14 protein-coding genes are annotated in these 15,713 nt (G+C 59.9%); 4 read left to right on the forward strand and 10 right to left on the reverse strand.

Going from position 1 to position 15,713, the window contains the following annotated elements; all coding sequences use genetic code 11:
• Positions 1 to 52: 52 nt before the first annotated feature.
• From CDA63_RS02035 to CDA63_RS02065, 7 genes are all read right to left on the reverse strand, one after another.
• The gene (locus CDA63_RS02035; RefSeq protein ID WP_088462766.1) at positions 53 to 844 is read right to left on the reverse strand and encodes a hypothetical protein; all 792 of its coding nucleotides are present in this window, start codon (positions 842 to 844) and stop codon (positions 53 to 55) included.
• Between the two features lie 139 nt (positions 845 to 983).
• Positions 984 to 2,228 carry a bifunctional 3,4-dihydroxy-2-butanone-4-phosphate synthase/GTP cyclohydrolase II gene (locus CDA63_RS02040; protein ID WP_088462767.1) on the reverse strand — a complete coding sequence of 415 codons (1,245 nt, stop codon included), beginning with the start codon at positions 2,226 to 2,228 and terminating at the stop codon, positions 984 to 986.
• A 279-nt stretch (positions 2,229 to 2,507) separates the two neighbouring features.
• A complete protein-coding gene (locus tag CDA63_RS02045) occupies positions 2,508 to 3,719 on the reverse strand; it encodes a glycosyltransferase (RefSeq protein ID WP_165768156.1) in 1,212 nt (403 codons plus the stop codon).
• A complete protein-coding gene (locus CDA63_RS02050) occupies positions 3,703 to 4,926 on the reverse strand; it encodes a glycosyltransferase family 4 protein (RefSeq protein WP_126546691.1) in 1,224 nt (407 codons plus the stop codon). The genes CDA63_RS02045 and CDA63_RS02050 overlap by 17 nt, the downstream gene beginning before the upstream one ends.
• 192 nt (positions 4,927 to 5,118) lie before the next feature.
• Positions 5,119 to 6,201, reverse strand: a complete 1,083-nt coding sequence (locus tag CDA63_RS02055) for a potassium channel family protein (RefSeq protein WP_088462770.1) — start codon at positions 6,199 to 6,201, stop codon at positions 5,119 to 5,121.
• Positions 6,202 to 6,366: 165 nt separating this feature from the next.
• A complete protein-coding gene (gene dnaG / locus CDA63_RS02060; protein ID WP_088462771.1) occupies positions 6,367 to 8,433 on the reverse strand; it encodes a DNA primase in 2,067 nt (688 codons plus the stop codon).
• Positions 8,434 to 8,483: 50 nt separating this feature from the next.
• The gene (locus CDA63_RS02065; protein WP_088462772.1) at positions 8,484 to 9,746 is read right to left on the reverse strand and encodes a hypothetical protein; all 1,263 of its coding nucleotides are present in this window, start codon (positions 9,744 to 9,746) and stop codon (positions 8,484 to 8,486) included.
• A 149-nt stretch (positions 9,747 to 9,895) separates the two neighbouring features.
• Here CDA63_RS02065 and CDA63_RS02070 point away from each other — a divergent pair, with 149 nt between their 5' ends.
• On the forward strand, positions 9,896 to 10,999 hold the full coding sequence (locus tag CDA63_RS02070; protein ID WP_088462773.1) for an Mrp/NBP35 family ATP-binding protein: 1,104 nt from the start codon (positions 9,896 to 9,898) through the stop codon (positions 10,997 to 10,999).
• Positions 11,000 to 11,147: 148 nt separating this feature from the next.
• Positions 11,148 to 11,447 (forward strand): NifU family protein, encoded by a 300-nt coding sequence (locus CDA63_RS02075; protein WP_088462774.1) that lies wholly within the window; start codon positions 11,148 to 11,150, stop codon positions 11,445 to 11,447.
• Positions 11,448 to 11,701: 254 nt separating this feature from the next.
• On the opposite strand, the gene CDA63_RS20270 is transcribed toward CDA63_RS02075, so the two are convergent.
• Both CDA63_RS20270 and CDA63_RS02080 read right to left on the reverse strand, forming a co-directional pair.
• Positions 11,702 to 12,193, reverse strand: coding sequence for a hypothetical protein (locus CDA63_RS20270; RefSeq protein ID WP_206780447.1), 492 nt, complete (start codon positions 12,191 to 12,193; stop codon positions 11,702 to 11,704).
• 212 nt (positions 12,194 to 12,405) lie between these two features.
• Positions 12,406 to 13,179, reverse strand: coding sequence for an oxygenase MpaB family protein (locus tag CDA63_RS02080; protein ID WP_088462775.1), 774 nt, complete (start codon positions 13,177 to 13,179; stop codon positions 12,406 to 12,408).
• Positions 13,180 to 13,338: 159 nt separating this feature from the next.
• Here CDA63_RS02080 and CDA63_RS20735 point away from each other — a divergent pair, with 159 nt between their 5' ends.
• Positions 13,339 to 13,497 carry a hypothetical protein gene (locus tag CDA63_RS20735; RefSeq protein ID WP_165768157.1) on the forward strand — a complete coding sequence of 53 codons (159 nt, stop codon included), beginning with the start codon at positions 13,339 to 13,341 and terminating at the stop codon, positions 13,495 to 13,497.
• 35 nt (positions 13,498 to 13,532) lie between these two features.
• Here the strand turns inward: CDA63_RS20735 and CDA63_RS02085 are convergent, their stop codons facing one another.
• Positions 13,533 to 14,030, reverse strand: coding sequence for a hypothetical protein (locus CDA63_RS02085; protein WP_088462776.1), 498 nt, complete (start codon positions 14,028 to 14,030; stop codon positions 13,533 to 13,535).
• 273 nt (positions 14,031 to 14,303) lie between these two features.
• Here CDA63_RS02085 and fahA point away from each other — a divergent pair, with 273 nt between their 5' ends.
• Positions 14,304 to 15,596: a fumarylacetoacetase gene (fahA, locus tag CDA63_RS02090; RefSeq protein WP_088462777.1), complete on the forward strand. Its 1,293-nt coding sequence runs from the start codon at positions 14,304 to 14,306 to the stop codon at positions 15,594 to 15,596.
• Positions 15,597 to 15,713: the final 117 nt, after the last annotated feature.

Here is a 15,713-nt window from a genome sequence, read left to right on the forward strand (position 1 = left end):
TCAAGGTCCTTCGCGCCGCTCAGGATGACACCTTATTCACTGCAACTTCTATTCACTCATTCGCACCCAACGAATTTGCATAATTCACCAGATACGCCAGGTCGCGGGCGTCGGTGTAATTGAGGTTGTTGGTTTTGGCGTACTGGGCCAGTTGGCGGGCGTGGGTGCGGAAGTAGCTGGACAAGTCCTTTTTAGGGTTGCGCAAGGGCAGCACATTGCCGTTGGGCAGGCCCAGGTAGAAGTTGTCCTTGATATCGGTGTAATAGCCCATGGGGCGGCCGGGCGGCATACCGCCGTAGCCGCCCATACCGTAACCGTAGCCACTATTGGTGATGGGCCGTTCTACGAGACCCTCCCGGCGCAGCAGAATGATGGGGCCACCGCTGAGCTGCTCGAAGAAGCCGGGGGCCCGGAAGTCGCTGTAGTCATTGTCGCGGTTCCAGCGGTAGGTGCGGAACACGCGCATCAGGGTCGTATCGGGCCGCTCGCGGCGGCGGGGGGCGGGCGCAGTGCCGAAGTACGGGTTGCCCGAGTAGTAGCCCTGGCGCATCGAGTAGAAGTCGTCGTAATAATACTGCTCGCGGCGGCGGTCGTACCGCTCGCCCCGCACGGCGAAACTCTGCACGTTCACGGCCGGCAGGGTGCGCACGGTGTTGTCGGGCAGGCTCATCGTCAGCATGTCTTCGCCCCGGTGCAAGGCCAGCGGTCCGCTGATGGTATCGCCCGAGCTCAGCAGCACGCTGGCCTGATTGAACTGCTGGGTGAACCCCTGGCCGGTGCGCTGGGCCTGGGCGGATAGCGGCAGCCATAACAGCAGCAGCGCAAAGTAGAGCAGCTTTTTCATGGGAGGGAAGTTATACTTGTGCAACGGCGTTTAAGCCCGCCGTGTTCTGCCGGCGCGGCCCTAACGCCAACCGGCCCAACCAGCCGAAGCTGATTGGGCCGGAAACCGGGGGCTCCTGTTCGGAGCGCTTACGGCAAGGTTACTTCACGGCTGCCGCATCCTGCGGAGCAACGGCCGCCTCTTTTTCGTGCAGAATCGTGTGGCCCAGCTTGTCGCGCTTGGTGGTCAGGTACCGCTCGTTGTGCTCATTAGGCTCCACCTCAATGGCCACCGATTCCACCACTTCCAGGCCGTAGCCCATCAGGCCGGTGCGCTTGCGGGGGTTGTTGGAAAGCAACCGCATCTTACTGATGCCCAGGTCGCGCAGAATCTGGGCGCCCACGCCGTAGTCGCGCTCGTCCATGCCGAAGCCTAGCTCCAGGTTGGCTTCCACGGTGTCGCGGCCCTGCTCCTGCAGCTTGTAGGCTTTCAGCTTGTTGAGCAGCCCGATACCCCGGCCTTCCTGGTTCATGTATACAACTACGCCCCGGCCCTCGCGCTCAATCTGCTGCATGGCGTGGTGCAACTGGGGGCCGCAGTCGCAGCGGCAGGAGCCGAAAATGTCGCCCGTGACGCAGGAACTGTGCACCCGCACCAGCACCGGCTCGGGACCCGAGATATCGCCCTTCACCAAGGCCAGATGGTGGGCCTGGTTGCTGCGCTGGGTGTAGGCAATCAGGTCGAAGTCGCCGTAGGCGGTAGGCAGCTTCACCGAAATCTCGCGGGCAATCAGGCTTTCCTTTTCGAGGCGGTATTTGATGAGGTCCTGAACCGAAATCAGCTTCAGGTTCCACTTGTTGGCAATTTCGCGCAGTTCGGGCAGGCGGGCCATTTCGCCGTCTTCCTTCAAAATCTCTACCAGCACGCCGGCTGGCTCGAAGCCTGCCAGCCGCGAAAGGTCGATGGCGGCTTCGGTGTGGCCGGCACGGCGCAGCACGCCGTCTTTGCGGGCTTTGAGCGGGAAAATATGGCCCGGCTTGCCCAGCTCCTCGGGCTTGGTGTCGGGGTCGATGAGGGCCAGAATGGTTTTGGAACGGTCGGAAGCCGAAATACCGGTGGTTACACCGTTCTTGAGCAGGTCGATGCTCACGGTGAAGGGGGTGGCGTGCAGGGCCGTATTGCGGCCCACCATCAACTCCAAGCCCAGTTCCTCGCACCGCTGCTCAATCAATGGGGCGCAAACCAGCCCCCGGCCGTGGGTGGCCATAAAGTTGATGACTTCTGGCGTAGCGCAACGGGCGGCGCAGATAAAGTCGCCCTCATTTTCACGGTCTTCGTCGTCGACTACGACTACCACTTTACCGGCGCGGATATCGGCAATGGCCTCTTCAATGGAATCAAGCATGGATCACGGATTAGCGCGGATTTTAACGGATTTCACGGATTTTTTAGCGCCCTGCGGGCTACCGTGCGTGCTGCTACAACTAGTAGCGGCGGCGCGAAGTTACGAACTCGCTCCGCAGCTTGGGGTGATGTTGTGAAATGCAGCACGTCGTTCAGTGCGCCGCGAAGAACCGACGGGGCTAAAGCATTTCTGCCGTTGGAGTTAACATTGCCCGCCCGATTCTTCGCGGCGCGCTGAGCGACGTGCTGCATTTCACTTCTCAGCTCTCCCTCTAATTTCTCACTTTTTTCCCTGAAACCGGGCGGTGGGCTCCCAGACGGCAGAGGCGCGGCCACCGCCGCGCAGAAAACGCCAGAAACCAAGTAGCAGGGCCGCGTTCATGGAGTAAAAGTGCGAGATGAAGCGGAGCAGGCGCCAATGCACGCCCAAGTGGTGCAACAGCGCATCGAGTAGCGGCAGCAGCAGGGCTCCGAGCTGTCCGGCCAGTAGCAACTGATAGAACCAGCCGCCGCCCCGGGCCACCAGCAGGGCGCTACTCAGCAGCATGAGCACCAGCAGCAGCGGCGTAAGCCAGCGCAGCACTTTGTGCGACCAGTAGGCAAAGCTCGCGCCCCGCCAGGGTGGCCAGAGCAGCTGCCGGAATGCCACCAGGTTCTGGAAGTTGCCGGTCGAGATGCGGGCCTTACGCCGGAACTCCTCCGGCAACTTATCCGAAACGTCTTCGTGGCAGACCGCCTCCAGCTCGTTGATGGCCTGGTAGCCATCCTGGAGCACCGCCAACGAGATGAAAAAGTCGTCGACGATAAAGGAGCGCGGGGCTGGGTGGTAGCAGGCGCGGCGCACCGCGAAGCAGCCCCCGAAGGCCCCAATCATGCTCCCCCACACCAGTCCTTCCTGATACTTGATGCGGTTTTCGCGTTCCAGATAAGCTTTTTCCTGCCCCGAAATACCCTCGCGACGGTGGTCGGGGTTGAGGATATGCCCGCCAACCTGCCCGATGGCCGGGTTGCGGAAGTGCTTGACGAGCTGGTAAAGCGTGTCGGGCGTGAAGAACACGTTGGCGTCGGTAAGTACCAGCACCGGCGCGGTGGCCTCCCGCGACAGGGCTTCTATGATGCCCGGCTTGCCGGTGCGCTGCCCGAACGGCCGAAACCGCAGGCCCGGATGCTCGGCCGCAAGGCGGGTAATGAGGGCGTTGGTGCGGTCGGAGGAATTGTCGGAGCCGATATAGAAAGTGAGCTTGTCGAGCGGATACGTGGTGGCGAAAGTGGAGCGAATCTTCTCCTTGATAACCTGCTCCTCATTATACACCGCAAGCAGAATGTCCACGGCCGGGAGCTCGGGGCTGGCGGGGGCGTACACGTTGGCATTCTGGCGGCGGCCCCGGGCCAGGCGGGCCAGCAGCAGCGGAAACAGCACGTAGGTATGGGCCACCAGCAGCAGGCTGCCCCAAAGCACGGCAGCCGCTAGCACGTCAATCAGCGGCAACACGAGCAGGTAGCAGAATGGTGTATAAATCGAGGAAGCTCTCCACCACCCGGGCATTGTCGTAGCGGCGGGCGACGGTGCGGGCGGCTTCCTCACCAATGGCCGCCGCGCCCAGCTCGCCGTGGTAGTAGCGGCCCAACTGCGCCAGCCATTCGGCCGCCGAATCGGCCAGCACGATATCAAAACCAGACTTTACGTGAATGCCCTCGGCCCCGAGCGACGTGCTCAGAATGCAGCGCCCCAGGGCCATGCCCTCCACAATTTTAATGCGCATCCCGCCCCCGCTTAGCAGCGGTACCAGCATCAGCCCGTGCTGCTGCATAAACGCCGCCGCCGACTCTACGAAGCCGTGCACCGTAACGCCGGGCACCTGCAAACTGGCAAACCGCGTGGGCAGGTTTTTGCCGGCCAGATGCAGCTCCAGCGCCGGAAACTGCCGCCGGGCTTCGGGCCATACTTCGCGCAGAAACCAGTCGAGCCCCTCCTGGTTGGGCAGCCAGTCGAAAGAGCCAATCATGCACAGCGTGCGCGGGCGGGGCCGCAGGGCAGGGTCGCGCCGGAAGCGGGTCAGATCGACGCCAGCGGGCACGAACACCACCGGCTCGGGGCAGCCCAGCTGGCGCAGGCGCTGCTGGTCGGCCTCAGTAATGGCCGCCACGGCGTCGAAGCGGGGCAACACCTGCTGCTCGAATTCCTGCAGCCGCCGGGCCAGCGTTTGCAGGTACCACCGCTTAAGCGGGTTGCGCGTGTTTTTAGCTAACTGCTGCCAAATCGTATGCTCCAGGTTATGCGCCCGCAGTACGACCGGCAGCGTGGGGGCCAGCCGCTTGAGCACCGCCACGTACCAGGCCACGAATGTGCCCTCCACCTGCACCACATCGAAGTGCTCCTGCTCCAGCAGTTCCACCAGCCGCGCCTCCACGGCCGGACTCACGAACCGCTCCACGTTATAAGGCAACATGCTGGACAACAAGTTTTTCAGGGCCTTCACCGGCGACAGGCGCGTGTCTACGGCCACGGTTACCAGGCGCATGTTGGGGCCAAGGTGGTCGAGGACGGTGGCGGGCTGCTCGTGCTTGGGCGTATTGAGAGCCAGCACCGTTACGCGGTGTCCGGCGCGGGCTAGCCCAGCAGCCACGTCGTACATGGCAATGGCCCCGCCATCGGTGGGCGGATACGGAACGCGCGGACAGATTTGGAGGATATGCACGAAGGACAACGGGCAGCAGGAGTGCGCAAAGCTACGAAAGAAGCGGCCGTGCCCTAGTTGGCAGTTGGTAGGAGGACTGTCATTCAGAGCGCAGCGAAAAATCTCGCATGCTGACGTTGTAATGACTTCCAACGGCCCGCGCGAGATTCTTCGCTGCGCTCTGAATGACGGTCTTACTACCAACTGAAACCACTACCCCCGAAACAGGTCGAGCAGTTTTACAATCTGGTCTTCAGTGCCCAAAAACAGAAATACGTCGCCGCGACCGGGAATAATGTCGGCGGAGGGGCTGATGGTAAACTCGCCCGACTGGTGGCGCAGGCCAATAACGGTGGTGCCGGTGCGGGAGCGCACGTCCAGCTCGCGGATACTGCGGCCCTGCAACTCAGCGCGTAGCTCTTCGGTGCGCATTTCCTCCAGGCGCAGCCGGTGCGGCCCCAGCCCCGAAATCATGTCGAGAAACCGGATGACTTCGGGGCGCATGATGAGGTTGGCCATGTGGGATCCCCCGATTTCGTCGGGCATCACGACCGAATCGGCCCCGGCCCGGATGAGCTTGGTTTCGGAGCTTTTGAGGCTAGCCCGGGCCACGATGGTGATGTTGGGAGCCAGCTCGCGGGCCGTGAGGGCCACGAACACGTTGTCGGCATCCTTGGGCAGGGCCGTAATCAGGGCCCGGGCCCGCTCGACGCCGGCCGCCCGCAGCGTGTCGTCGAGGGTGGCGTCGCCGCGCACCACCGAGATGTTCTCGTTCTGGGCCGCCTCGTCGGCCACGTCTTCCTGGAGCACGGCTTCATCCAGCTCCACCACTACCACCTGGGCCCCACTGGCGCGTAGCTCCAGGTAGGCTTTGCGGCCGTTGCGGCCGAAGCCGCACACAATCACGTGGTCGGAGTAGCCCCGGATTTCCTGGTCGTTTCTAAGCATGGCGAACATGGTGCGCAGGCCTCCGTCGAAGATGTAGGTGGTGAGCACCGACAACAGGTAAGCCAGGATCAGCAGATTGAAAAAGATGTAAACCGACACGAACAGCCGCCCTTCCGGCGACAACGGGTGCAGTTCCCCGTAACCCACCGTCGAAACGGTAATCATGGTCATGTAAAAGGCATCGAGAAACGAGAATTTCTCAATCCACATAAACCCGCCAATGCCCACGGCCAGCCCCGTTACGGTAAGCACCAGCGCCCCCACAAAGCGGCTCAGGTTGAAGCGTCGCCAGATGTCGCGCAGATAGTGCGACACGCCGGGCCGGGGGGGCTTGATGATCGGGGGCATAGGGTAAGCTGACTTTTTGAGCTGTTAGCTGACAGCTACTAGCTGTTAGCCTTGAGAGTGGGGACACAGAGCGCGCAAGCAACCGGTCCGCAAGAACGATATGTATGGGCGCAATGGCAAAGCATTGAATAATACTAGCCTCAAACGCTGAACGAGTGTAGCGCGCTACAAACTCAGGCGCGGAATCACGGTGCCGAGCATACCGGCCAGCTGGTTATCCATCTGCTTGAGCAGGTGAATGGTTTGCAGGTTTTCCATCATTTCGGCCTCGTCGGTGGGGTGGCGCAGGGCTTCGAGGCGTACGGCCAGCTCGCGCTCCACGTTCACTTTGTTGAGGCGCAGGATGGCGTTGTCGCAGGCCGGCTGGAGCACGTCGAGCTCCCGGGGCACGTAAATCTGGTGGGTGGTCCAGTTGGGGCTCAGCTCGTACTTCTCGGTGGCCAGCTCGGCCACCACGCTCCTAATATCGGACCGGCCGTGCTGGATGAGCGTGCGTACCTCGGGCCAGCGGCCCTGGTTGAGCTCTTCGCGGCATAAGTGCAGCATATCGGCGTAGATGCCGGTTTTGAACGTCGTATCGTCGAGCTGGTCGAGCAGGTACTGGGCCACGCTCACGTCGGGAGCCAGGGGCTGGGCCGAATACAGCAGCAGCAAGCGCACCACCTCCCGCTCGCACCGCTCCAGTATGTCGGGCACGGGCTCCATGTCCGGGGCCGGGGCCGCGCTGCCGCCGGCCAAATCCTCGGGCGAAGCGCCGTACATGAGAGCTTCGGCCTCTTCTTCGGGGCTGAGTTGATTGTTGCTTGTTGGCTGTCGGTTGTTGGTCTGGAAGCTGGCCCCGCTCCCACCACCGCTCTGGCCGCCGCTCCCGCTGTTGCTCTGGCCGCCGGCGGCTTTACCGGTGGCGTTGCGCACGAGCTTGTTGTACTCCGTGATGAGCACCTGCTCGTCGATACCGAAAGCCTGAGAGGTCTGCTGCAAAAACACCTGCCGCTTAATCGGGTCGGGCACTTTGCTGATGCTTTGCAGCACCTCGCGGATGGCCTCGGCCTTCTTCACCGGGTCGTGGGCGGCCTCGCGGCTCACGAGGTCAGTCTTGAACTGGATGAAGTCCTGGCTAGCCGTTTCCAGGTGGTCCTTGAAGCGCTGGTCGCCGACTTTGCGGATGTAGCTGTCGGGGTCGTCGCCGTCGGGGAACATCACCACCCGTACATTCAGGCCGCCTTCGAGCAGCATATCAATGCCCCGCAGCGAGGCCCGGATACCGGCCGCGTCGCCGTCGTAGAGCACGGTCACGTTGTCGGTGTAGCGCTTGAGCAGGCGAATCTGCCCGTCGGTGAGCGAGGTACCCGAGGTAGCCACCACGTTCTTGATGCCGCCCTGGTGCAGGCTCAGCACGTCGAGGTAGCCTTCCACTAAGTAGCACTGCTCCTCGCTGCGGATCGGCTGCCGGGCCTGGTAGAGGCCGTAGAGCACGTCGGATTTGTGGTAAATCTCCGATTCGGGCGAGTTGAGGTACTTGGCCGTTTTGTCGTGGGGCTTGAGCGTACGGGCGCCAAAGCCAATCACGCGGCCGCTCACGTTATGAATCGGGAACATCACCCGGCCCCGGAACCGGTCGTAGCGACGGCCGGTGTCCTGGCCGTTGTCGTCTTCGCGCACCACCACGAGGCCGGTTTTCTCCAGGTATTTCTGCTCGTAGCCCGCCGCCGTAGCCGATTTGAGCAGGTTATCCCACTGGTCGAGCGAGTAGCCCAGCTCGAAGGTGCTGATGGTGGTCTGGTTGAGGCCGCGCTGGCGCAGGTAGCTCCAGCCCACGCTCTGGCCCTCCTCGTCGTGCTCCAGCAGGCGATGGTAGTGGTCCTTGGCCCAGTTGGACACGATGAACTGGGAATCTTTTTCGTTCTGGGCCAGCTGCTGCTCGGGGGTTTTTTCTTCCTCCTGAACGTCGATACCGTACTTTTTGGCCAGGTATTTCAGGGCCTCGACGTAACTGGTGCCCTCAATGTCCATGATGAACTGCACCACCCCGCCGGCCTTGCCGCAGCCGAAGCACTTATACAGCCCCTTGGCCGGAGCCACCGAAAAGCTCGGCGACTTCTCGTGGTGGAACGGGCAGCAGGCCCACATATTCTGGCCCTTCTTCTTGAGGCTCACGAAGTCGCCCACCACCTCCACAATATCGGCGTGGTGGATAATCTGGTCGACGGTTTCTTTGGGGATGCGGGCCATAGGAAGGCAAAGGTAGCACCCGCAGTTCTAGCCCTCTCCGTAAGCTGCTGCTAAAAGTTATGGCTGGCCGTGGTTTCGGGGATGATTACCACGTAATCGTAACCCAGAATCGTGGCTTCCAGCTTAGCATTGCTAACGCTGAGCCTATTGCGCAGCAGCGCCTGGCGCAGGGGGCGCACATCGAACACCTGCCAACTGGTGCCAGCCGGAGTGGCGGCCATAAAGGGCAGCACCATCCCGGCGTCGGCGTGAGTATACGGATGCACGTTCTTGCTGAAGTCGTCGGGGTTGAAGCCGCCCGCCTGCGTACCCTGCTTGCCCATGATGAAGATATGCAGGCTTTTCTGGTCGTGGGCGTCAGCCAAGCTCGTGGCCAGGTTACCTATGTCGTACATATCGCCCCAGATGCTTCGGCCCCGGCCCAGGTGGTAGGCCCCGAACTTGAACAGCGTAGCGGGCAGCGGCTGGCCGGGCTGGTCGTAGGGGCGCAGGGCAGTCAGCAGGTTGCGCTTCATCAGGTTGATGCGGGCAGTGTGCGACCCCGGCTGGCCCTGGCTGCTGGCCCGGTAAATGTCGGCGCTGGCCAGATACGCCTCCACCATCTGCCGGGCGGGCGGCATTTCCGACTGCACCAGTTCGCGCAGCTTATTCAAGCGGGCAGCCGGCGCGTACATGCTCAGGCTATCGAGCCTGGTCTGCATGGCCCGGTAATCGGTGGCCTGGCTGGCCGCGGCCTGGCGCTGTAGTGCCGCCCGCACGGATTTGCTTTTCACCTGGTCGGCCAGCATCTCCAAAAACCGGCCCGAGGAAAAGAGGTTCATCTGGTCGAGGCCTACAATGGCCGTTTGCTGCGCCCGCAGCGCCTGGGCCAGCTCAAATTCCTCCTGCCAGCTATAAAAGGAAAGCGACATCGGGTGCTGCTTGCTGAAGGCCGTGGGCAGCCCCGGCTGGGCTGCCAGGCGGTTCAGGTCCTGGGCTTGGTACTGGTCGATTTCGGCCACGAATACCCGGGGCTTCAGCACGGCGGCCACCGCCTGCGTTAACTGCGGAATCTGGGCCATGCCGTGGTCTTCACCAATGAGCACGAAGGTACTTTGCCCGATGTCCTGCCGTAGTTTCTCCCATCCCGGCCCGCTGAGTTGGGGGCCTTGCGCCGTCAGGGCAAACTGGTTCTGGCGCACCAGGCGTTGCAGGGCGGTATCGGCTGGGGCGGTTGTCTGCGCGTGAGTGTTAAGAGCGGCAGTCAGCAGAAAAGCCGACAGCACCAACCAGGACCAGCGGCCTGCCAAAACCCGCACCAGATAGTTGGACATAAGAAATTCGCGTAGGGAATACAGAAAGGGGAAAAGGGGGCTGGAAAGATAGTAAGACTTACTGCACAGGCGCGGCTTTCCGCACGGGACCAACCGCCGCCCCGGTTTCCGGGTTATCTTTGCACTTCGTTACCTACTTGCAAATACCTATGGCCCCCATCACCAAAGAAGCCGTTCTCAAAGCCCTCAGCTACGTGGAGGAGCCCGATCTGGGCCAGGACCTGGTCACGCTCAACATGATTGAGGACGTGGCCATCGATGGCCACACTGTCTCGTTCACCGTCGTGCTCACCACCCCCGCCTGCCCGCTCAAGCAGCTCATCCACGACGCCTGCGAGCGGGCCATCCATACGATGGTGGACCAGGACGCGCAGGTAGTCATTGTGATGACTTCGCGGGTGACGACCATGCGCCAGAACCGCGACATTCTGCCCGGCGTCAAGAACATCATTGCCGTGGCCTCGGGCAAGGGCGGCGTGGGCAAAAGCACCGTTACGGCCAACCTAGCCATTGCGCTGGCCCAGAGCGGGGCCCGCGTGGGCCTAATCGATGCCGATATCTCCGGCCCCAGCATACCGCTCATGTTCGGGCAGGAAAGCGCCCGGCCCCACATCTTTCAGGGCGAGGACGGCAAGAACCGCATCCAGCCCATTGAGGCCCACGGCGTGAAGCTGATGAGCATCGGGTTTCTGGCGCCCGCCGAATCGGCCATCGTCTGGCGCGGCCCGATGGCGTCGTCGGCCCTCAAGCAGTTCATCACGGAAGTGGATTGGGGCGAGCTGGACTACCTGCTGCTCGACATGCCCCCCGGAACCTCCGACATCCACCTGACCATGGTGCAGACCGTGCCCGTGACGGGTGCCGTCATCGTGACCACGCCCCAGAAAGTAGCGCTGGCCGACGCCGAAAAGGGCCTCCAGATGTTCCGGTTGCCCCAGATCAACGTACCGGTGCTGGGCATCGTCGAGAACATGGCTTGGTTTACGCCCGCCGAGCTGCCCGATAACCGCTACTTTATCTTCGGCGAAGGCGGCGGCAAGGGCTTGGCCGAAAAGCACGAAGTACCCCTGCTGGGCCAGATTCCGCTGGTGCAAACCATCCGCGAAAACGGCGACCAGGGCACGCCCGCCATCCTGCAGCAAGACACGCCAGCCGCCATCCTATTCGGGCAGTTGGCCGAGGAAGTGGCCCGCCAGATCAGCATCCGCAACGCCGTGGCCCCCAAGACCAACATCGTGGAAATGAACCGGTAACCATCCGGCCAATGCCTCCTGAACTTCTGCCTGCCCCGCTCGGTTTAGGATTGCGCGGGCGGAAAGTTCTACCTTTATATTATTGCCGCCCGCGACCCGATTTGCACCAAGCCGCGCCGTCCGAGGCCGAATCAGAGAAAACCGTAGCATGAACGTAGCCCCCGATACTGCCGAAACCCACCCCCTCCTGCCCCGCGTCGAGCAGGCCCTGGACGGCATCCGGCCCTACCTGGCCGCCGACGGCGGCAACGTGCGGGTGCTGGAAATCACCGACGATATGGTGTTGCGCCTGGAGCTACTCGGCGCCTGCGGCACCTGCCCCATGTCGGCCATGACGCTGAAAGCCGGCGTGGAGGAATCGGTGAAGAAGGCCGTGCCCGAAATCCGGTCCGTGGAAGCCGTGAATGTCACGCCCATGAGCGAGCAGCCCGCCGGCCAGGTCCGATAAGACTCATTTCCCGAGTGCCAAAAGCAGCGCCCCGCTCCTACCGGTTTTCCGGTTGGGGCGGGGCGTTGTGGTTTTGGGGAGTTTGCGTGTTACGACGTTTAAGTATTTGCGAAGGCAGTGGCATTCATTGTACAAATGCTGAACCCTTATTCTTTTACTTAATAAAGATATATTGTTCAGCCGTTATTCTGAAGCCCTGCTTTTGCAAATATTGATGTTGTGTGCTTTTTTGTCGCACATATTGCAAGGTGAATTTATCGATTATAATACCAACGTCTTCCTTCAACGGTCTTACAGTATTTTTTAAAATCTTGCCTTAAAATTGAGGCTCCTATTGTTAGGCTAACATTTGTATCTATTCCAAACTTTTTATCTAACACTCTAAGTAGATAGTTAACCATATATGGATGAGCAAAGTCAGAACGCTTAACTTTTATTCTCATATCGTTGATTGTATAATAGTAAATCCAACTTGTTATTATTGTCTGCACTAAATACTTTTGCTCGTCAGTGGTTAACTCATATAAATTTTTGTCAATAATAATTGGCAAAAAGTTCAGGTTTAAGTGCTGAATAAAATCGTTATAAATTATTTGAAATGCATCAATTGTTAAGTTACTAAACAAACAATTTACATTTTCGTTTTTAACTCTTAGTGTATCGCCTTCATATGTCACTTCAAATATTTGTGAAGTATCCACCGTAGCTTTCGAAGGTTGATAAAAATAAATGTCGTTGGGATTCACCTTATTATTCAGTCCGAAAATGTTCATCGTTTACGGGGTTTCTATAATAGCACACAACACCCCGATACCCGCAACTACACAAGACCTGAGTTGCGTAAAGCGAACCAACAGTAGCACGGTACCCGCAACTGTAAGTTGCGGGTACCTGATAAGGGAGTAGCCGCTCAAGGTAGCACGTTCATTCTATTTTGCCAATTCAGTTTTTTCGTCCGTCACGCAGCCACTACCGGCACCACATCCAGCGCCTGAATCTGAGCTTTATAGGCGGTGGGCAGCAGGGCTTCGCGGGCCCACTGGCTTAGGCCGAGGCGCTGGGTGCGGCGGTATACCGGCAGCAGCAGGCGCAGCCCCCTGCCCTGGCCCAGCCGGAGCAGCTGGCTCACCAGCGGCGGCACCACCAGGCCCTGGGCGGCCAGCAGCAGGCGGTAGCGCACGGGGCCGAGGTGGCGGCGGTATTGCTGGTAGAGGTCGGTGGTATAGCGGCTCGGGGCCAGGTCGTGCTCCATGTGCTGCTGGCGGGCGGTTTGCCAAGGCCCGTAGGCCAAGGGCACCTCCGGGATGCCCATGCGCTGGCCAACGCGGCCGAACACTGCCACTACCTCCTGCTTTTCGGCGGTGGTCAGGGGGCGCTCAAGGGTTTCGAAGGCGCGGATGGAGTAGTCGATGAGCATAAACAGCACGTCGCGGTAGGCCCAGGCGGGGATGCGCTGGCCGCGCTTGGCCTCCACCCCCGCGTGGATGGCGGCAATGGTGTCGATGGCCCGCTCGGCGGCCGTTTGCTCGGCAAACACGATCTGGCGGGCGTATTCCACCGTCGAGAACAGACGGGCTAGCGGGTCGGCGGGCAGGCGGCCGGTGAAGTAGAGCCAGTCCACGGCTTTGTTGACGGCAAACTCGGCCGCCGCCCCGGCGAAAATGAACAGGATGGTGTCGGCCTTCCCCCAAATGGTACGCACGACGGAGCCTTGCGGCACAAAGTATTCCATAGCAACCAGACAAACGCCCCGCCTCACCCAACCGTTCGGGTAGCCCAGCGGAGCTTGATTCGGCCGGCAAGTTATAAAAGTACTTTGTATTACAAAGTTTAAGTAGCTTTATGCGGCCTTCCTAACCGGTATCGGAGCCGACTTCTGCACGCCACTCCCTTGTTGCTTCCACCCGATTCTGCTACCCGCCGCCGGGCATGGCTCCTGCTGCTGGCGCTGCTCACGCTACTGCTGGGGCTGTGGTTCAGCCCTCACGCAACCTCCGTGGCTCGGCGCTACTTGTTATTCTGGCTGGTGGCTCTGCTGCGGGTGGCATGACCCTCGGGCTAATGGTAGCCGTCCAAATCGGCATCTTATCCGACTATCAGCAGTAATACTTTATTTTCATTTTCAACTTTAGCTAAGTTGCTATGCAATATTTTTATTGCGCTAAGACTCATCCTCGCAGTTTCCTCGTCATAGTCACCTGAAAAATCCTGGTTGAACTTTTGCAATTCTCTTAATGAAAAATAATCAGGATTTATTTGACTCAAAAATGCGACTCTCTGTTCGTGAGAAAACAAGAAATGTGAACTCCTCCTTTTATCAACAAGATATTTTGCAGTGATATCGTATTTATTTTCCAGCAGGTTAATGTTCTTTTCTTCTTGCAAAAAAACAAGCAAATTTCCGTAAACATAACCTGACCCGTTAAATCCCTCTAACCCTTCTGCATTATTTTCTAAAAAATCATAATATATATCTACCACATTTTTACTGAAGAAAGCTTTCTTAACAGTTATTTCGGCACTGCGTTTTAAACCGTCAAGTTTAGAAACATCCACCAAATAGAATAAAGATGATGCGGACATAATAAGTCATTTTAGATGAAGAAATATGGGTGGCAAGTAGAAACCACCTGTAACAGCTTTATTTATACCCCCTTGCCTTTGCCTTAACAACGTTAATACAACCAACGGCATCCCTAATGTCGCTATTACCCCACGCGCAACGATAGCTACTACAGTGCGGGAGCAACGGCTCAAGGTAGCAGCTTTACGGAATTTCCCAGTGCCACCCTGCCATCTGCCTCATTCAGCCAGCTATTCTACCTTTGCCCCGATATCCACCTACCTCCTACCCGTATGATCAACCCGAACGACCCGAGCTTGCATTCCTGGATTGATATTGCCCCCGAAAGCGACTTCCCCATTCAGAACCTGCCGTTTGGGGTATTTGAGACGGCGGAACGCGGGCCGCGCCTGGGCGTGGCCATCGGCGAGTACGTGCTCGATTTGTACGCCGTAGCCCAGTTCGGGTATTTCGAGGACCTGGAGCTGGGCAAGAAGATGCCCAAGGTATTCCGCCGCCGCAGCCTCAACCAGTTCATTGCCCTAGGCCGGCCGGCCTGGCGGGCCGTGCGCCAGCGCGTGAGTGAGCTGCTCCGCCACGACAACCCTGCCCTGCGCGACCAGCAGGAGGCCATGCGCGAGTGCCTGCTGCGCCAGGATGAAGTGCAGATGCTGCGCCCCGTGAAGCCCCATAACTACACCGATTTTTACAGCAGCATCGAGCATGCCACCAACGTGGGCACCATGTTCCGCGACCCCAACAACGCGCTACTGCCCAACTGGCGCCACATTCCCATCGGCTACCACGGCCGGGCCAGCTCCATTGTAGTGAGCGGCACCGATTTGCGCCGCCCCAACGGCCAGCGCAAGGCTCCCGATGCCACCGCGCCCACCTTCGGCCCGAGCCAGCAACTCGATTTTGAGTTGGAAATGGCCTTCGTGGTGGGCCGCCCCACACAGCTCGGCGACACAGTGCCCGTGCAAAATGCCGAGGACTACATTTTTGGGCTGATGCTGTTCAACGACTGGAGCGCCCGCGACATTCAGAGCTGGGAGTATGTACCGCTGGGGCCGTTTCTGGGCAAGAGTTTCGGCAGCAGCGTGTCGCCCTGGGTGGTTACGCTCGATGCGCTGGAACCCTTCCGCATTCCCGGACCCGTGCAGGAGCCCGAACCGCTGCTCTACCTGCGCCAGACCGGGGAGCACAACTTCGACATCAACCTGGAAGTTGCCATTGCGCCCGAGGGCGGTCCTGAAACGGCCGTATCGCACGCCAATTTCGGACTCATGTACTGGAGCATGGCCCAACAGCTGGCCCATCACGCCTCCAACGGCTGCAACCAGCAGGTAGGCGACCTCTACGCCTCGGGCACTATTTCGGGAACCACGCCCGATTCGCTGGGCTCGATGCTGGAGCTATCCTGGCGCGGCACCCGCCCCGTGCCGCTGGCCGACGGCTCGGAGCGCAAGTTTTTGCAGGACGGCGACCGGGTAACTATGCGCGGCTTCGCCCAGAAGGACGGTGTCCGCATTGGGTTCGGAGAAGTAACGGGCAAGGTGCTACCAGCAAACTCACTGTCGCTCTGAGAAGTCAATCCAAGCAGATTATGCGTTAGCTAATCCAAGTTGCGGACTAGAATTTAGCGCTACAGCCAACCTAACGGCGCCGGGTTGCCCGCTACATTGATGAGCGGGCAACCCGGC

Origin of the sequence: Hymenobacter amundsenii (genome assembly GCF_002204745.1) — a bacterium.
Taxonomy (GTDB): domain Bacteria; phylum Bacteroidota; class Bacteroidia; order Cytophagales; family Hymenobacteraceae; genus Hymenobacter; species Hymenobacter amundsenii.